The sequence below is a fragment of the Mycobacterium sp. 20KCMC460 genome, from assembly GCF_022179425.1.
Classification (GTDB): domain Bacteria; phylum Actinomycetota; class Actinomycetes; order Mycobacteriales; family Mycobacteriaceae; genus Mycobacterium; species Mycobacterium kiyosense.
This window is the reverse complement of the sequence record NZ_AP025524.1, coordinates 586,747-603,273: the sequence shown is the minus strand read 5'-3', so window position 1 is coordinate 603,273 and position 16,527 is coordinate 586,747. Positions and strand designations below refer to the sequence as shown.

The following is a 16,527-nucleotide window of genomic DNA, read 5'->3' as shown; positions in this document are numbered from 1 at the left end:
GGAGGCAGAGATGGAGCTGTTGACGCGCGACACCATGGGACACGACGTGACCCTGTGGCTCGATCCGGTGTGCCCCTTCTCCTGGAACACCGCCCGCTGGCTGGACGGCGTCGCCGAGCGCGCCGGCTTCGGAATCGATTGGCGGCTGCTCAATTTGGCGATCTTGAACGAAGGCCGTGAGTTGCCGCCCCAGCAGCGCGCGCGAATGCGCGATTCGCAACGGGTCGGTCGGCTGATGGCGGCGATCCGCGCCGAACTCGGCGGCCAGGGACTCGCGAAAGCCTACTTCTCGTTCGGCCGAAGGTACTTCGACGCATCGGCCGCAGTGGACGACCGGCTTGCCGAACACGTCCTGCGCGACGCCGGGGCCGGGCACACCACGGTCGGCGTGTTGTCCGACGTCTCACTGGACGACGCCGTCCGCCAATCACATCGGGCCGGCCAGGACGCCCTCGGCGAGGCGGGCGGGAGCCCGATGCTGAGCATCGACGGCAATACCTTCTTCGGCCCGGTACTCACTGCCGTGCCGACCCCCGAAGCCGGCGGGGCGCTGTTCGACGCCTTCGTCATACTCGCCGCCACCCCCGAGTTCAGCCAGTTGCAGCGCCCCCGCACGCACGCGTGAGCCCGTTGCAGTGGAATACCCCCTGGGGTACGTTGGGTTGAAGTGGATGAAGAGCATCGAGATGGAGATGGAACATGAGTGCTGACGAGGACAACATCGCCGCGGTGCTCAACCGCCTGCGCCGGGCGCAGGGGCAGCTGGCGGGCGTGATCACGATGATCGAACAGGGCCGCAACTGCAAGGACGTCGTCACACAGCTCGCGGCGGTATCCCGCGCACTGGACCGCGCCGGCTTCAAGATCGTCGCGTCCGGCCTGCGCGACTGCATCAACGGGACAAAACACGGCGATTCGGCGCCGCTGACCGAAGCCGAACTGGAAAAACTCTTCCTGGCCCTGGCCTGACTAAGGAGGCACTCGCAATGACCACGCAGACAACGGGTTTGACCACCACGCTGCACGTCCCCTTCGACGACGCGATCGAAAAGACCACCAACGCCCTCGCCGAGCATGGCTTCGGCGTACTGACCCGGATCGACGTCAAGGCCACGCTGAAGCAGAAGCTGGGCGAGGACATGGAGGACTACACCATCCTCGGCGCCTGCAACCCGCAGCTCGCGCATCGCGCTCTCGACGTCGACCGCCAGATCGGCCAGCTGCTGCCGTGCAACGTGGTGGTGCGGGCCGACACCGCGGGTTCCGACGGCGGGGTGATCGTCGAGGCCATGGACCCGCAGCTGATGGTCCGCGCCATCGACCAACCCGGCCTGCAGGAAGTCGCCGACCAGGCCGCCGCCAAGCTGCGGGCAGCGATCGGCGACCTCAGTAGCTGATTCGGGCCGCCTCTTCGGCCAGACGCCTGCCCACGGTCTGGATCTGCCGTCGGCTGAGGTCGCACAGCGGGTGCACGGCGACGATCAGGCCCACCCGTCCGCCGTGGTCGAACACCGGTGCCGCGATGGTGGCCACGGAGGGTGCCGCGTCGTCGGCACTGTCTTCGAAAAGAGCTCCGCTGGCGGTGAATTCGACCAGCAGCTGATCCATGAGCTGCCGCACCGAAGCGGGCATCTCGTCGCCCTGTAGCTCCCCGACCAGTTGGGCGGCCTGCGCCAGCGCGGGTGTGGTGCAGTCCACGTCGAATCCGCGTTGGCGGGTTCGCGCCAACACCCCGTCCAGGCGGCGCGCGCGTTCGCTGTCGCTGCCTGCTCCGCGCCGGATCCAGTCGCGTTGCCCGTCAGGCGTGTCCCAGGCGGCAAAGGCAACCCCGAACGGCGGGGCATAGGGAATCCGGTCCCCGGGCAGGCCGGACGGTTCGGTGGCGGCATCGCCCTCGAAGGCGGTGATCACCAGTGAGTCGCCGAACCGCTCGACCACCGAACCGGCATACCCCACCTCCGCCAATACGCGCAGCACGGCGGCGCGTGCGGCATGCGCCAGGGGCCGCGCCGCGTCGGTGCGAGCCGCGACCACGGCCAGAGCCGGACCCAACGTGAAGGTCTTTGACACCGGGTCACGGCTCGCCCAGCCCCGGTCGCACAGCGTCTTGAGTATTGCGTGCGCCGTCGCCTGGGTGAGACCGAGTTCGCGCACCACATCGGAGAAGCGCAGTCGCGCGTCACCCGCGCGGGCCAGCAACTCCACCACGTCGAGCACGCGCGCGGTGGGCGCCGAAGTCGATCCGCGAATGGCTTGACTCCTCACCGTCGACGTTCCTACAGTGACCTTGATATGTCGAGAATATATCTCGATTATTCGAGATATTGGAAGCTGGGGCAATGCGCGCTGTCGTGCTGCGGAACGGCCGGTTGCAGGTGCGCGCGACGCCGGATCCCACGCCCGGGCCCGGCGAACTGCTGCTCAAGACGCTGAGCACCGCGATCTGTGCCTCAGACGTGCATTACCTGGACCACCCGGAACTGGCGATCAACGATCCGACCGGCAGGTCTCTGTACGACCCAGACCGCGACATCGTGCTCGGTCACGAATTTGTCGGCGAGGTAATCGGATTCGGCCCCGGCTGTACGGATGATTTCGCCGTCGGCTCCCGCGTGACGGCGATGCCCGTTCGCCTGGTGGAGGGTGGAGCCGGCGGCCTGCGCATCATCGGCCAGCATCCGGAGGCGCAGGGCAGCTTCGCCGAGTTGTTGGTGGTTTCGGAGGCCGCCGCCAAACCGGTGACCGGCGATGTGTCCAGCGACGCCGTCGCCCTGACCGACGCGTTCGCGGTCGGCGAGTTCTATGTGCGGTCGGCTCGGCTGCGGCCGGGTGAGGTTCCGATTGTCATCGGGGCCGGCGCAATCGGGCTCTCCGCGGTCGCCGCGCTGGCCAGTCGGGGCATCGAACCAATCGTCGTCACCGACTTCAAGGCGGACCGCCGGGATCTGGCCCGGGCCGGGTTCGGCGCGCACATTGTGGTCGACCCCGCCGCCACGCCGGCGTTCGACGCGTTCCGGGAGGTGCGCGCGCAGCGTGGATTGCCCGGTCCCGCAGTCGTTTTCGAGTGTGTCGGTGCCCCCGGTCTGATCCAGCGGATCGTCGAAGAGGCCGAGATGGGGACGCGGATCTATTGCGCGGGCGGCTGGTACACGGGTGACGCGCTGGACATCACCACCGCCACCCGCCAAGGCGTCACCATCCAGTTCGGCGGGGGCCCGCACCCCCAGGACTGGTACGGCACGCTCGATGCGATCGCGTCGGGACGGCTGGACCCGCTGCCCAGCGTCGGCAAGATCATCACCCTCGACGAGGTCCCCGACGCACTGGAACTGGCCCGCAGATCCGAGGGTCCGCCGCGGATCATCGTTCACCCGAACGGAGCCGTCGCATGACCGAACGCGAGGATCGACAAGATATTTCGGACCTGCTGGTGCGCTACGCGACCGCCATCGACCGACGCGAGTACCAACTGCTCGGCACGGTCTTCACCGACCAATGCGACGTGGACTACGGCGAGATCGGCACCTGGCGTACCGCAACCGAGGTGATCGAGTTCATGGACTCGGCGCACGCGATGGCCGGGTACACACTGCACCGACTGAGCAATATCGCCATCACCATCGAGGGCGATCATGCCGAGGCCCGCACCTACATCGACGGTCTCATCATGGCGGCCGACAATCAGGGTGGGGTCAACGCGGTCGGGTTCTACGACGATGTACTGGTCCGGACCGCCGACGGATGGCGCATCACCCGTCGGCAGTTCACCGCGGTGCGCGTGGTAGCGGTCGGGTAGCGCGGAGGTGACTTTCGCCGCGAAGTACGGCCCGTGGGCCCTGGTCGCCGGCGCCTCGGACGGCGTAGGCGCCGCCTTCGCCATCGGCCTGGCCGAACGCGGTGTCAACGTGGTACTGCTGGCCCGACGTCAGCAGGTATTGGATCAGGTTGCCGCGCAGATCAATTCGGCGACCTCGGTGCAGACCCGGACGTTGGCGGTCGATCTCGCGCAACCGCACGCGGCATCAGTGATCGCCGAGGCAACCGGCGGGCTGGAGATCGGCCTACTCGTGTACTGCGCGGGGGCAGACCCGAATTTCCGTCCCTTCCTGGCTAATTCGGTTGAGGCCGCCGAAACGATGGTGCACCGCAACTGCATGGTGCCGATGCAGCTGTGCCATCACTTCGCACGACCCATGGTCGAGCGCGGACGGGGTGGCATCGTCATCTTCGGGTCGGGGGCCGGTCTCGCCGGCGGACCGAACATGGTTGCCTACGGCGCGTCCAAAGCGTTCGATATGGTGTTCGCCGAGGCGCTGTGGGCCGAGCTGCACGACAAGGGCGTCGACGTGCTGGGTCTGATCCTGGGCAAAACCGACACACCCGCACTGCGCGAACTCGAGTACAGCCGAGGGCAGATCGAATCGCCCGCAGATGTTCCCCCCGGAGCCGCCGCGGTCGACGACGTGATCGCCGAGGCGTTCGAAAATCTGGCCAACGGTCCGACGTGGATTGTGGGTGAAGCCATGCGCGCCGCCGCGCAGGTGATGGGTTCGCTGCCACGCAAACAGGTCGTCGAACTCATGATCCAGGCCAGCGCGGCAGCAATGGGCGGTTGGCGATTAGGCCGGTGCCCGCCAGGTGATCAATACTCGGCCGTAGAGCAGTCGCCGGATCCGGGCGTGCGGAAGTACCGTGCGGACATGGGTGCGTAACTGCGAAAAGTTGTCCGGCGGCGGCCATTTGATGGGGGCGGTGTGCTCCCATTTTCCTCTGACTCGGTTGACGACGGCACAGGCGATCCAGGACGGCAGGTGCCACCACAGTTCGCGTAGCGACACTCTGACGAAGGTGACGACGGCCAGTGTGCCGCCGGGCGCCACCAGACCGGAAAGTCGGGCGATCGCTGCCTTGGTGTCGTCGATGTGATGCATCGCGGCGTTGGAGACCACCGCGTCGAACGTCGCCAGCTCGGCGGTCATCACGTCACCCTGCAACCAGGTGACCGGCGCGTCTCCGAACCTGGTCTGAGCACGCTGCAGGACGGCGCCGTCCACGTCCAGTGCGGTGACCTGCGGTACCCGCCGAGCCAGCCGAGCGGCCAGGAACCCGTCGCCACAGCCGACGTCGAGCGCTCGTTGGGCACCGCGTGGGACCTCGGCATCGATGAGTGCGTTGTAATGAATGTTGATATTCCAAGGTTGTCGCGTCGACACTTCGCCCAAAGTAGCCTCGCGGCCCCTATATTTCGACGGGCGCAAGGAGATGGAATGAGCGAACACCGGCAAGTTCTGGCCGTCATCGGCGTGGGCGGTATGGGTCAGGCGATCGCGCGCCGGCTGGGCAGCGGTAAGACCGTCCTGCTGGCCGACAACAACGAAGAGACCCTGACCTCGGTGGCCAACGCGCTCGCCGCCGACGGCTACGCCGTCCAGAGCCGAGCCGTCGACGTCTCCTCCGCCGAGTCGGTGCATGCACTCGCCGAGTTCGCCGCCTCGCTCGGGCCGCTCACCCAAGTGGCACACACCGCCGGACTCTCTCCGGCCCAAGCCTCCGCCCAGGCGATCATGGCTGTCGACCTACTCGGCACCGCGCTGGTGCTGCAGGAGTTCGGCGAGGTCGTCGCACCGGGGGGTGCCGGCGTGGTGATCGCCAGCATGGCCGGTCACATGTTCCCGCCGCAGCCCCCGGAGCGCGAAAAAGCGTTGGCGCACAACCCGCCAGAGCAACTACTGGAGCTGGACTTCATCAACAGCATCACCGAATCGGCCTTCGCCTACCCGATTGCCAAGCAGGCCAACCATATTCGGGTTCGAGCCGCCGCAGCACACTGGGGCCGCCGCGGCGCCCGGATCAACTCGATCAGCCCCGGGATCATCTCCACCCCGATGGGGCAGGAGGAACTGGCGTCCCCGGTCGGCGACGGGATGCGCGCCATGATCGACATGTCAGCAACCGGTCGGCTCGGCACTCCCGACGACATCGCCGCGGCGACCGCCTTCCTGCTGGGGCCGGAGGCCACGTTCATCACGGGCACCGATCTGCTGGTCGACGGCGGCGTCATCGCCGCGGTGAAAGCCGGCAACCCTTAGACCAGGTAGTAGAGACCGCGTTGGTCGGCGCGCTCGGCCGCCGTCTTCGCGTGGGCATAGCGCACCGCTTTGAGCGTCGCCGAGAATTCTTTGTCCTCCTCGGGGAAGACGTGTTCGGCCGGGAACCAGCGCGCGAAGCCGACGTTGTGCAGCACGGTGAGCGTGTCGGAACGCACCCCGGCCAGCAGCACCGTCGTTCCGTGCTCGGTGAGTTCACGCAGGAAATGCTCGATGCGCTCGATGCATACGACGTCGGGATGCCTTACCCGTTTGAGACGCAGAATCACGACCTTGCCCTGATCGTCCGCTTCGATCCGTTTCCGGAGTTCACCGAGGTGGCGGTCCAATTCCGGTGCGGCCCCGAAGAACAGCTCGCCCTCCAGGTCGTAGATCACCATGCTGGAGTCGGGCTTATCGCCCGGAATGCGTTCCCGCACCACACGTTCGGGAGTGACGATGAGTTCGGAGGCTTTCAGCTTTGCCGCGCGCGGAACGAACAGCAGGATCGACAGAATCACGCCCAGCAGCACGGCCTTGTCCAGATCGATCGCGATACCGGTGAACGCGGTGACGATGACGAGGCCTGCGTCATAGCGTGAGGCCTTCAACGTGTAGACCAATCGTTTGAAGTCGACCAGTCGCACAGCGGTGACCAGCAGCAGCCCAGCCAGCGCCGGCTGCGGAACATACCGCAGGAGCGGTGCGAACAACAGCAATGCCACCGCAACCGTTGCGGCCGAGACGATTCCGGAAAACCGAGTCTTGGCGCCCGACTGGTAGTTGATCGCCGACCGGGACAGCGACCCCGAGCCGGGCAGGCTTTGGAAGAAGCCGCCGCCGAGGTTGGCCAGACCCTCGGCCATAATCTGGCGGTTGTAGTCGATCTTCTGCTGAGTCTGGTGCGCAATGGCTTTGGCGATCGACAGCGCCTCGATAATGCCGACGAAAGCGATGGCCAATGCTCCTGTCGATAATTCGGGCAGCCAAGCGGTATTGACGTCGGGAATGTGCGGGGTGGGCAGGCTGCGCGGCACCTTGGCCGCTACCGCCACCGCGGTACGTCCTCCGGCGCCCGGTACAGACCAGCCGGCCAGGTAAGCGACCAGCCCGGTAATGACCAACACGGCGAGCATGTCGATCTGCGGGAGCCCGAAGCGCTGCACCAGCTTTCGCAGTACAACGGCCAGCAGCACCGCACTGACACTGATGATCGCGGCACGGTAGTTGACCGCGTCGCCGTGGAACAGGGTGAGGTACACGCGCTTGAGCACCTGCATGTGCCCATTGCCTTTGTCCTTGACGCCCAACGCGTTCCCCAGCTGGCCGACGGCGAGCAGAAATGCCGCAGCCGCCATGAAGCCGATGATGACCGACTCCGAGATATAACGGGTCAAGTTGCCCAGATTGAGCACCGCGATCACGATCTGGAACGCACCGACCAGCACTCCGAGTAGGAACAACGCCTCGAACAGTTGCTTGGAATTCTCCGAGTCGATGAAAGCCAGCGCGGTGAACACCAGCAGTGAGATGGCACTCGTCGGCCCGTTGATCAGGTGGGAGGACGATCCGAAGATCGACGCGATCGTCGTCACTACGATCGCGGAGTACACCCCGAATCTGGGGTCCACCCCAGCGATCAGCGCGTAGGCGATGGCTTGCGGGAACGAGATGGCCGCGACGGTCAGCCCCGCGACCAGATCAGCACGGCCCTTCACCCAGCCGTAGTTCGGTAGCACGTTGGGCACCGTCTCTTCCTCAGGTCGCCGGCGCGGCGAGAAACGGCGCCGCCGTGATGGTGTCGAGGATTCCGTTGTCGCCGAAGAACTTTTGACGCGCGTCCGCCCAGTCCTTGGCCAGCGCCGTGACCGGAAAAAGCGCCAGCGCCGGTAGTCGGTCGGCATGGCGCGCAAGGATTTCCGGCTTGAACGGGCGGTAACCCTGCTGAGCTATCACTTCTTGTGCGGCGTCGCTGAACAGGTAGCGCAGGTAGTCCTTGGTGAACGAGGCCACTTTGGGATCGGTGACGTTGGCATCGACCCACGCAACGGCCGGTTCGGCCAAGATGCTCACCGGCGGATAAACGATCTCGAGTTCGTCTTTGTTGGCGGCGACCTCCCGCAGCGCCTCGTTCTCCCACGTCAGCTGCACGTCGCCGATCCGCTGCACCGCGAAGCTGGTGCCGGCCCCCCGTGCGCCGGCATCGGAAACCGCGACGTGTTGCAGCAACGTCCGCAGATACCCGGCTGCCTGCTCGGGGCTGCCGCCGCGGGTGGTGACCGACCCCCATGCCGCCAGCACACTCAGCTGGCCATTGCCCGATGTACGCGGATTAGGTGAAACGACGGCCACGTCACGATTGATTAGGTCCGGCCAGTCGTGAACGCCTCTGGGATTTCCCTTCCGGACCAGGAAGACGATGGTCGACGTGTAGGGCACCGAGTTGTTGGGGAGTCGTTGCCGCCAGTTTGCTGCCACCAGGCCGCGCTTGGCCAGTGTGTCGATATCGCTGCTCAACGCCAGCGACACCACGTCGGCCTTTTGCGAACCGTCGATCACGCTGCGCGCTTGCCTTCCCGATCCGCCGTGAGACTGCTTGATCTCCAACCCGTTTCCCGACCCGTATTGCGCAGCGAACGCCTGGTTGAGCGCCGCATACAACTCGCGCGTCGGGTCGTAGGAGACGTTGAGGATCCCGGCCCGGTCGTCCGGCAAGTTCTTGAATGCGATCGCGCTCGCCGCGACGACGACGGCGACGACACCAAGGACGTTGAGCCACGGAACACGACCCAGCGAACGCAGGCGTCCTCTCACCGCAACTCTCCTACCCTGGTTCATCGGTCATTGCGCCTTCGGCAACCTGCCGATGCTAGCGATCAGGGCAGCGCGCGACAGCGTTGAGAATCAGTCTGAAGATAACGCGATCAGTTGATGCTGAACTCGTGCAGCGTCTGGTTGGTCCCTTCGCTGACGGTGACATAGCCCCGCCCGTCGTTGTGGAATGCGATTGCCTCGCCTTGCGTCTCAGCAACAACGGGTCCCCTGACCGCGGTGCTGCTGAACGGCGACCAGGCGGTGGTGCCGTCGGCGCGGTTCCATAGCAGGACATCGCCGTAGGTGCGGACAGCCAATTGTGAACCGTCCGGCGAGAAGTCGGCGCTGGTGACCAGGGGTGAGCTGGCACCCGAAGTATTCAGTGTCGCAACCTGATTCAGTGGTGTGACGGGGGCGCTGCTGCTGGTGGCGGCTACCCAGACCTGGCTTTCCGGTGCGTAAACCCGGGAGACACTGCTGCCGGTCTTCTCGATGACCATCAGCTTGTTGGTCTGCGGGTCGACAGCCAGCGCCTCGGAGTTGATTTTGCTGCCGTCGGGATAGATCAGGCGTAACTGGTCCACTCCGGTCAGGGTCGCGTTGGTCGGATTGCTCGCCGTGCCCGTGACCTCGGGTTCGAGCACACGATAGATGGTGACGTTGCTACGTGATCCCGCGTTGTCGCCGATATCGCCGACATAGATATAGGACTTTCCGTCGGCGCCGGTCGCGACTTCGATGTCCTCCCAGTCCTTTGCGGTGGCGCCTTGGAGTGTGTAGGTGCCCAAGGTCTGACCTGTCTTGGCGTCCACCGCGAAGATGCGGTTCGTGTCCCCGGAATCGTTGTGCACCCAGTAGACGTTCGGATTCCTGATTCCTGCGTCGATTCCCGAGATCTCCTTGAGGTCGCTGTTGGTGATGACTCCCCCGTTGGAGGAATCGAGGTGGCCGGCTTTGGCCGCGTCAACGGCATTCAGGTTTGACGGGTCGGTTGGGTTCGTCGGATCAGTCGGATTGGCCGGATCAGTCGGGTTGGTCGGATCAGTCGGGTTGCTCGGATTCGTCGGATTCGTCGGATTCGTCGGATTAGACGGGTTGCTCGGGTTGGTCGGATTCGTCGGGTTGGTCGGATTCGTCGGGTTGGTCGGATTCGTCGGGTTGGTCGGATTCGTCGGGTTGGTGGGCGCGTTGACCTTGGCGCCGGTCGCTCCCCGCGCGCCGTCGTGGCCCGCCAACTGCCCGCCCGAGCCACCCGCTCCACCGGCACCCGGGCTCTGGCCCGGCCCGCCGGTCCCGCCGGCACCACCATCACCGCTCAAGACAGCGTTGCCGCCCGCACCGCCGACGCCGCCGATCGCTCCGGACCCGCCCGGCCCCCCAACACCGCCATTGCCCCACAGCAGGCCGCCACTGCCACCCCGACCACCGGCCGGCGCGGGACTGGCGGAGTCCGCAGCGGCACCGGCCTGGCCGCCGGCCCCGCCGTGGCCGATCAGCCCAGCGCTGCCACCGTCGCCGCCGGCTCGGCCGACCGCGCCCGACCCACCCCTTCCGCCGTTACCGAACAGCAGCCCGCCCGGCTCGCCGTGCTGCCCGGTGCCGGCCACCCCGTCGGCGCCGTCACCGATCAACGGTCGGCCCAACAGCGTTCGCGCCGGTGCATTGACCAGGTTCCGCAGTTGGTCCAGCGGCTTGGCGCCGGCGACCTCCGCCGCGGCGTACTCGCCAGCGCCCGTAACCAGCTGCTGGGTGAACTGCCGATGAAACGTCTCCAGCTGCGCACTCAGGGCCTGGTATGCACGGGCGTGACCGGCGAACAGCGCGGTTATCGCCGCCGAGACCTCGTCAGCTGCAGCGGCTACCAGCCCGGTGGTGGGGAGTGCTGCCGCCGCATTTGCATTGCTCAGCGCGGTCCCGACCGCAGTCAGATCCTCCGCCGCCGATATCAAGGCGTCCGGGCGCACCACCAGAACCGACATCACGACCTTCCGGCTAAGCCCCCGTCATCGGTCGGGTGATCATATGCATTCGGTCCGCCGCTATTGGTGGGTTTTCCACCGACAACCAATCGTCTGATCATTGACGCCGGGTCCGCGGCCGCGCCGGCGCGGTGCGTCCGATCCCGCGCCCGGAGGCGCGCCCGGCCCGCCGCCCGTATTCCGTGTCGGGAGACTGCGTCACGATGCGGCCGCTCGGGGGCGGAAGTAACTGGTGCACTGCGTCCAGATGGTGCGTTCCAGATCCGCCGAGAGCCGGTCGTTGTAGCGTTGCTCGGCGTCCGCGGGCACGTCGAGGTAGCCACCCCGGCGAGCGATCCGGGTGACCGCGCTGGCCGTCAGCCGGGCACCGCCTCGAGGATGTCGACGATCGAATTGCCGCTCGAACGAAGGCCGCCGAGTACAGCTCGTGGAAACGCGCCGGCGCGCCCAGACCCAACGAGCAGCCCGCCGGTTCGATCGAGGGACTGCGTCGGCTCAACCAGATCGAGATCCTCACCCCAGCCAACTGATCGACCAGATCGGGAGTGGCCGAACGGATGTCGTGATGAACCCATTGGTGGGCGGGTTGCCGATCGACGGGGGCTGGGCCAGCTCGCATCGACTCATCGACGAGGTCTTGCCGCGGGTGTGAATGTCGGCCTCGTCACATCACCGCCATACGGCTACGTAAATTACGGCAAAAATTTCTCGACGACGTTGCGCCGGGGGTGGTTTGGGATGCGGTTAGGTGGGCAAAATATGTATCCATGATCGCTCGGTTTATTGGTTCCGCGGCCGCCGTCGCCGCGGGCGTGAGTTCGGCAGTGTTGTCAGTCCCGATGCCGTCCGCGTCAGCAGAGCCTTGCCCCGACGTCGAGGTGGTGTATGCGCGGGGTACCGGCGAGGAAGGTCTTGGCGCAACGGGCCAGGCCTTCGTCGACGCGTTACGCCCACGGATCGGCACTCAGTCCATGGGCGTGTACAACGTCAACTACCCCGCGAGTGACGAGTGGGCGACCGGCATCGACGGGATCCGGGATGCCGGTGCGCACGTCAACTCCATGGCGACGGCCTGCCCGAAAACGAAGATGGTGTTGTCCGGCTTCTCCCAGGGCGCGGCGGTGATGGGTTTCGTCACCTCTGCCAAGGTTCCCGACGGAGTCGACCCGACCACGGTGCCCAAACCGCTGGACCCCGCTGTCGCCGACCATGTCTCGTCGGTGGTGCTGTTCGGCACGCCCAATGTGCGGGCCATGGAGTTCCTCGGCCAGCCGCCGGTTGCCATCGGTCCGCTGTACCAGGCCAAGACGCTCAAGGTGTGCGCCACCGACGACCCGGTGTGCTCGGAGGGCATGAACTTCGCCGCGCACAACTCGTACGCGGATGACGGCGCGATGATCGACCAGGGCGTTGCATTCGCAGCCGCGCACCTCGGCGGCCCGCCGCCGGCCCCGGTCGGTTTCGGAAACTAGCGCTGCACGGGACGACCGAACGTCTCGGGACAACCCGGACTTTCGGGACGACCCAGAGCGGAGCCAAGACGGGGCGGGATCAATCCGACGGCGCCGGGTAGCGGTCGCGCAACTTGGACAACGTCGCCTCGATGCCGCGGGCGTTGGCCTTCGCGAAGCCCGTCCGCTCGTAATACTTGAGCTTGTTCTTGAGCGCGCCGGCGTCCGAATAGTCGAAGGTCTCGGTCACCCGGGTGCTGGTCGGCGAGAGCGACTGGAATTCCCACCGCCACCGGTGACCCAGCGGGTGACGCCACTCGACCAGCTTGTCCGGCTCGAAGCCGGTCACTGTGCTGGTGATGCGGTAGGGCAGGCCCAGCATCTTCATCTTGGTGGAGAACTTCGAGCCCTCGGCCAGCGTCGCGGGTGCGGTGACGTTGTCCCGCACCGTGCCGGATCCGTCCAGTTCGCTGTGGCGGCGCGGATCCGCGGCCATCGCGAACAGTTCGGCCGCAGGCGCGCCCACTTCGACAGACCGGCTGACTCGGCGGGGTCCAGCATCGACCACAGTGATTGTCATCATGTCCTCTCGTTTCGTCAGGTGAGTACCCACCCGGCTGTGGCCGAATCGACGACGCCAAGCGACCCGCCCGCTCCCAACGCGGGTTATCGACGCTGGTCATGGTACGGTTCGCTGCTGTGGTGTCGTCGCGTGTCAACCCTGGCAACCCGAATGCGGGTCTGCCTGCTTCGTGGCGCACCGGGTCGCAGGCATGCTCGATTGTGGCCGTCGAATGTCTGAACTGAGCAGGCGCCGCTTCCTGGGATCCCTCGCCGTCTCCACCGTGGCCAGCGTGGGTCTTGCCCGATGCATGGTCGACCCCCAGCCGCGCACGTTCGCCCAGACGCCCGCCGCCGCGGAGATCGCGCCACCCCGCGCCCCGACGGCTGCGGGTCTGCTGCCGCCGCCACCCCCGAGTTCCCGGGTCCGGCTGCCCGGCGGCGGTGTACTGAGCCAGCTCCCCGGCAGCGGTGATCTGCTGGCGCTGACGGTCGACGACGGCACCAACTCCGAAGTCGTGGCCGCGTACACCCAGTTCGCGAAGGACACCGGCATCCGGCTGACCTTCTTCGTCAACGGGACGTACGACTCCTGGACCGACAACCTGGCAGCGCTGCGCCCGCTGGTCGATTCCGGACAGATCGAACTCGGCAACCACACCTGGTCGCATCCCGACCTGACCACGCTGAGCAAGGCCGACATCGCCAAGCAACTCACCCGCAACGACGACTTCCTGAAGAAGACCTACGGTGTTGGCGCCAAACCGTATTGGCGACCGCCCTATGCCAAGCACAACGCGGCCGTTGACGCGGTGGCCGCCGACCTCGGCTACACCGTGCCCGTGCTGTGGTCGGGATCGCTGTCGGACTCGACGCTGATCACCGAGGAATACATCGTGAAGATGGCCGATCAGTACTTCACTCCGCAGGCCATCGTGATCGGGCATCTCAACCACTTGCCGGTGACGCATGTCTATCCGCAGCTGATCGACATCATCCGGGCACGCAATCTCCGAACCGTCACTCTCAACGACGTTTTCCTCAAGACGCCCTAGCTCTGGCGCGGTACCGCCGGTCGCGCGATGGATGGCACAGTTCTATACATGAGTCGTTGGTGCGTGATCCCGGCGGCGGTCCTGGCCGCCGTGCTGACCGCGTGCGCTGGCGGATCACACGGCGACAGCCCGGCGGCGCCGCCGGAAGGTTCACACACCACCACGCAGGCCGTCCACGGGCCGTTCTTCCCCGAATGCGGGGGCGTGAGCGACCAGACCGTGGCCCAGTTGACCGGCACCGGCGGGCTGGTGGTCACCGCCCGTAACTCACTGGGCTGTCAGTGGCTGGTCAACGGCAGCATCAGCGGTCCGTGGTTTTCATTCAGCTGGTTCCGCGGCAGCCCCATCGGCCGGGAACGCAGAAACGAGGACTTGACGCGCACGTCGGTCGACAACATCACCGTCGACGGGCACAGCGGCTTTGTAGCCGTGGCCACCGACCGGCTCGGCGCCCGGCTGTGCGACGTCGCCATTCAGTTCCAGGACGACTTCTTCGAATGGTCGATCCAGTTCAACAGGAAGCCGTTTCCCAACCCGTGTGACATCGCCACCGAACTGGCCCGCCGAAGTATCGCGGCGGCAAAGTAATCCGTGCGCAGCCGGTCGGCGGCGCCGCGCTCGGATCTCACGGGCAGTGCTGTCGGCTCGACGACAGAGCTCCGCCGATCTACGATTCGACGTCGTCTGTCTCCGCGTATCGGGCGAGGGTCTCCAGTCTGGACCGATACCAGCCCTGCAGAATGCCGCCGCGTCGATCGAGGTCGGTGTACACCCCGGCGAGGACCACTCCCGGGCCGGGGTTCATCCATTCGACGCTCGGCTCCGGCGCAAAGTCTCGCTGGTAAGTCCAGCGCGCCGAATTCCTCTGCCGCCGAACGACTTCACCGAGATACCAGGCGGCACCGAGCAGAAAGTCTTCTCGGGCGGGGTCCAGCAGCAACTCCTCGGGTGCCACCGCCTGCGACCAGATGACTCCCTCGAGGTCGTCCAGCGTCGCAGGGCTGAAGTCCCAACGCAGCTGGGCGCCGTACCGCTGCACCCATCCCGGAAAAGCCGCTTGCCGTTCGGCGAGCCAGTCGGCGAGCACATCAGCGTCGTCGACACCTCGACGCGCCCGCTTGCGCTTCGTGCGCTCACGTCTCTTCACGGATTCGTCGATGCGCCAGCGCATTTCGCCGGTACGCCAGAGGTTGTAGGTGTAGCGCAAGCTCTCAGGATGACTGGCCGGTGCCGACGGACCGTACCAGATCCGGGTGGGCCGTACCACGCCGTCCAATGTTTGAATCAAGAACTCACCCAGCGGATGTACCTCACTGGCATACCCCATGATGCTCAACCGCGCGAGTCGCGGCGCCTCAAAATCGGTCAGCACCCAACGTGACGGCCGAGCCCGGTGCAACGTTTCGCCCAGGTACCAGACCGCTCCCTCCAGAAACTCAGTCGGTGCGCCGCTGTCGAGGATGGCGCTGCCGGTAGGACAATGCCGCAGGATCAGTTCGGCCAGGCTGTCCATCGACTGCTCACTGAAGTCCCAGGCGTAGCCGGCGCCGAATCTTTCGATCCACTCGGGAAAGCGCGCGCGCTGCAGACCGGCCCACGCCTCGCCCGGTGCAACCGGATCCGGGCCATCGATACCGGGTGTCGATTCCCTGGTCAGCAGGTGTAGCAGATTGCGATCGCGGTAGCCCTCGACCGCGGCCGACCAGGCTTCGTGTAACCGCGCAAAGTTTCGCCCATCTGGCCAGGTCCGCGCGTATTCCAGCACATGCGCCGGGGACACGGCCGCGCCCAGGTAGGGTTTGACCAGCGGGTAGCCGTAGGTGATCGAGCCGGGGTGGTCGTCCCAGATCCACCTGCCGTCACCGGTGCGCAGCAGGCTCTCTCCCAGGTAAGCGATCACCGCGGAACGAAGCGCGGGGTCGGTCGCCACGGCATCTGTGCAGGCGAATTGTTCGACAGCTGCCAATGAGGCAGGTGAGTAGTCCAGTGCGATGCCGGGGAGCCGCGGCGCCAGGACTGCCAGTAGTTCGGCTATACCGTTGCGCCAGAGGTCGCGGGTCGACAACCACCGCTCGGTCGCCGAGTCCCAGGTCCACACGCCGGTTCCGCGTTGGTAGATGTCGGACGGGCTGAACTGCCACGATGGTCGGTTCGCAGTGTCGATGTAGGGGCGATAAGTGCGGGGCAGGGTAAGCGGGTCGCCTGACATCGCGACATTACGCAGACTGGCTTGCGGCGAGACGTACTCGGCGGCACGGGTTTTGGCCGTCGGCTGCACGATGAACCGGCCACCGGAATACTCGAAAATGGATTCGGTCCAGCGCAGTGTGCGCGGGTTGCTGCGTCGGACGATCTCGCCGAGGTACCAGGTGGCTCCTTCGACGAACTGCGCGTTGCCCGAATCATCCAGTGCTCGCATGCTGGGGTAACAGTGAAAGATGTTGTACGTCAACTGATCCAGTGAGGCGCTGCCGAAGTTCCAGAGGCTGGGGTCTGCGCACCCGAACCGGTCCACCCAATCCGGAAACTTACGCTCTTGCTCCGCAGCCCAAGCCCGTCCCGCGGCTACCAGAGCCGATTC

General features: G+C 66.0%; 17 protein-coding genes and 1 pseudogene. 10 read left to right on the top strand and 8 right to left on the bottom strand.

The genetic code is table 11. The annotated features are described in order from the left end of the window. The first annotated feature begins 10 nt into the window (after positions 1-10). From MKCMC460_RS02825 to MKCMC460_RS02815, 3 genes are all read left to right on the top strand, one after another. A complete protein-coding gene (locus MKCMC460_RS02825) occupies positions 11-625 on the top strand; it encodes a DsbA family protein (protein ID WP_236979837.1) in 615 nt (204 codons plus the stop codon). Positions 626-699: 74 nt separating this feature from the next. Continuing rightward, a complete protein-coding gene (locus MKCMC460_RS02820) occupies positions 700-969 on the top strand; it encodes a metal-sensitive transcriptional regulator (protein ID WP_236979835.1) in 270 nt (89 codons plus the stop codon). 17 nt (positions 970-986) lie between these two features. Further along, a complete protein-coding gene (locus tag MKCMC460_RS02815; RefSeq protein ID WP_236979833.1) occupies positions 987-1,397 on the top strand; it encodes a DUF302 domain-containing protein in 411 nt (136 codons plus the stop codon). On the opposite strand, the gene MKCMC460_RS02810 is transcribed toward MKCMC460_RS02815, so the two are convergent. Continuing rightward, the gene (locus MKCMC460_RS02810; protein ID WP_236984559.1) at positions 1,387-2,217 is read right to left on the bottom strand and encodes a helix-turn-helix domain-containing protein; all 831 of its coding nucleotides are present in this window, start codon (positions 2,215-2,217) and stop codon (positions 1,387-1,389) included. The genes MKCMC460_RS02815 and MKCMC460_RS02810 overlap by 11 nt on opposite strands. A 122-nt stretch (positions 2,218-2,339) precedes the next feature. On the opposite strand from MKCMC460_RS02810, the gene MKCMC460_RS02805 reads away from it, so the two are divergent. The 3 genes from MKCMC460_RS02805 to MKCMC460_RS02795 are packed head-to-tail and all read left to right on the top strand — an operon-like array spanning position 2,340 to position 4,712. After that, positions 2,340-3,392: a zinc-binding dehydrogenase gene (locus MKCMC460_RS02805; RefSeq protein ID WP_238305299.1), complete on the top strand. Its 1,053-nt coding sequence runs from the start codon at positions 2,340-2,342 to the stop codon at positions 3,390-3,392. Continuing rightward, positions 3,389-3,796: a nuclear transport factor 2 family protein gene (locus MKCMC460_RS02800; RefSeq protein WP_236984557.1), complete on the top strand. Its 408-nt coding sequence runs from the start codon at positions 3,389-3,391 to the stop codon at positions 3,794-3,796. Before MKCMC460_RS02805 ends, MKCMC460_RS02800 begins: the two co-directional genes overlap by 4 nt. 7 nt (positions 3,797-3,803) lie before the next feature. Continuing rightward, positions 3,804-4,712, top strand: coding sequence for an SDR family oxidoreductase (locus MKCMC460_RS02795; RefSeq protein WP_238305298.1), 909 nt, complete (start codon positions 3,804-3,806; stop codon positions 4,710-4,712). Here the strand turns inward: MKCMC460_RS02795 and MKCMC460_RS02790 are convergent. Beyond that, positions 4,620-5,213, bottom strand: a complete 594-nt coding sequence (locus tag MKCMC460_RS02790) for a bifunctional 2-polyprenyl-6-hydroxyphenol methylase/3-demethylubiquinol 3-O-methyltransferase UbiG (RefSeq protein ID WP_236979831.1) — start codon at positions 5,211-5,213, stop codon at positions 4,620-4,622. The genes MKCMC460_RS02795 and MKCMC460_RS02790 overlap by 93 nt on opposite strands. A gap of 54 nt (positions 5,214-5,267) precedes the next feature. Here MKCMC460_RS02790 and MKCMC460_RS02785 point away from each other — a divergent pair, with 54 nt between their 5' ends. Continuing rightward, on the top strand, positions 5,268-6,089 hold the full coding sequence (locus MKCMC460_RS02785) for an SDR family oxidoreductase (protein ID WP_236979823.1): 822 nt from the start codon (positions 5,268-5,270) through the stop codon (positions 6,087-6,089). On the opposite strand, the gene MKCMC460_RS02780 is transcribed toward MKCMC460_RS02785, so the two are convergent. The 4 genes and pseudogenes from MKCMC460_RS02780 to MKCMC460_RS02765 all read right to left on the bottom strand — a co-directional run. Continuing rightward, positions 6,086-7,834: a SulP family inorganic anion transporter gene (locus tag MKCMC460_RS02780; RefSeq protein ID WP_236979821.1), complete on the bottom strand. Its 1,749-nt coding sequence runs from the start codon at positions 7,832-7,834 to the stop codon at positions 6,086-6,088. The genes MKCMC460_RS02785 and MKCMC460_RS02780 overlap by 4 nt on opposite strands. A gap of 10 nt (positions 7,835-7,844) precedes the next feature. Further along, positions 7,845-8,900, bottom strand: a complete 1,056-nt coding sequence (locus MKCMC460_RS02775) for a sulfate ABC transporter substrate-binding protein (protein WP_238305297.1) — start codon at positions 8,898-8,900, stop codon at positions 7,845-7,847. Positions 8,901-9,010: 110 nt separating this feature from the next. After that, positions 9,011-10,879 carry a PE family protein gene (locus tag MKCMC460_RS02770; protein WP_238305296.1) on the bottom strand — a complete coding sequence of 623 codons (1,869 nt, stop codon included), beginning with the start codon at positions 10,877-10,879 and terminating at the stop codon, positions 9,011-9,013. Next, a pseudogene (locus tag MKCMC460_RS02765) lies at positions 10,879-11,277 on the bottom strand (NAD(P)/FAD-dependent oxidoreductase); the annotation flags it as partial. The pseudogene MKCMC460_RS02765 and the gene MKCMC460_RS02770, both read right to left, overlap by 1 nt. 369 nt (positions 11,278-11,646) lie before the next feature. Here MKCMC460_RS02765 and MKCMC460_RS02760 point away from each other — a divergent pair. After that, entirely contained in the window at positions 11,647-12,351 is a 705-nt protein-coding gene (locus tag MKCMC460_RS02760; protein ID WP_236979819.1) for a cutinase family protein, read from the top strand. A gap of 79 nt (positions 12,352-12,430) precedes the next feature. Here MKCMC460_RS02760 and MKCMC460_RS02755 read toward each other — a convergent pair whose 3' ends face one another. Then, positions 12,431-12,910 (bottom strand): SRPBCC family protein, encoded by a 480-nt coding sequence (locus MKCMC460_RS02755; protein ID WP_236984555.1) that lies wholly within the window; start codon positions 12,908-12,910, stop codon positions 12,431-12,433. A 223-nt stretch (positions 12,911-13,133) separates the two neighbouring features. On the opposite strand from MKCMC460_RS02755, the gene MKCMC460_RS02750 reads away from it, so the two are divergent. Then, positions 13,134-13,946 (top strand): polysaccharide deacetylase family protein, encoded by an 813-nt coding sequence (locus MKCMC460_RS02750; RefSeq protein WP_236984553.1) that lies wholly within the window; start codon positions 13,134-13,136, stop codon positions 13,944-13,946. 48 nt (positions 13,947-13,994) lie between these two features. Further along, positions 13,995-14,534 carry a DUF3558 domain-containing protein gene (locus MKCMC460_RS02745; protein WP_236979818.1) on the top strand — a complete coding sequence of 180 codons (540 nt, stop codon included), beginning with the start codon at positions 13,995-13,997 and terminating at the stop codon, positions 14,532-14,534. 79 nt (positions 14,535-14,613) lie between these two features. Here the strand turns inward: MKCMC460_RS02745 and MKCMC460_RS02740 are convergent, their stop codons facing one another. Next, positions 14,614-16,461, bottom strand: a complete 1,848-nt coding sequence (locus tag MKCMC460_RS02740; protein WP_236979816.1) for a hypothetical protein — start codon at positions 16,459-16,461, stop codon at positions 14,614-14,616. Between the last annotated feature and the right edge of the window lie 66 nt (positions 16,462-16,527).

Excerpts from the sequence above, each read along its gene's own strand:
- MKCMC460_RS02825 (WP_236979837.1), top strand. The coding sequence starts at position 11 with ATGGAGCTGTTGACGCGCGACACCATGGGACACGACGTGACCCTGTGG.
- MKCMC460_RS02820 (WP_236979835.1), top strand. The coding sequence starts at position 700 with ATGAGTGCTGACGAGGACAACATCGCCGCGGTGCTCAACCGCCTGCGC.
- MKCMC460_RS02815 (WP_236979833.1), top strand. The coding sequence starts at position 987 with ATGACCACGCAGACAACGGGTTTGACCACCACGCTGCACGTCCCCTTC.
- MKCMC460_RS02805 (WP_238305299.1), top strand. The coding sequence starts at position 2,340 with ATGCGCGCTGTCGTGCTGCGGAACGGCCGGTTGCAGGTGCGCGCGACG.
- MKCMC460_RS02800 (WP_236984557.1), top strand. The coding sequence starts at position 3,389 with ATGACCGAACGCGAGGATCGACAAGATATTTCGGACCTGCTGGTGCGC.
- MKCMC460_RS02785 (WP_236979823.1), top strand. The coding sequence starts at position 5,268 with ATGAGCGAACACCGGCAAGTTCTGGCCGTCATCGGCGTGGGCGGTATG.
- MKCMC460_RS02770 (WP_238305296.1), bottom strand. The coding sequence starts at position 10,879 with ATGTCGGTTCTGGTGGTGCGCCCGGACGCCTTGATATCGGCGGCGGAG.
- MKCMC460_RS02760 (WP_236979819.1), top strand. The coding sequence starts at position 11,647 with ATGATCGCTCGGTTTATTGGTTCCGCGGCCGCCGTCGCCGCGGGCGTG.
- MKCMC460_RS02755 (WP_236984555.1), bottom strand. The coding sequence starts at position 12,910 with ATGACAATCACTGTGGTCGATGCTGGACCCCGCCGAGTCAGCCGGTCT.
- MKCMC460_RS02745 (WP_236979818.1), top strand. The coding sequence starts at position 13,995 with ATGAGTCGTTGGTGCGTGATCCCGGCGGCGGTCCTGGCCGCCGTGCTG.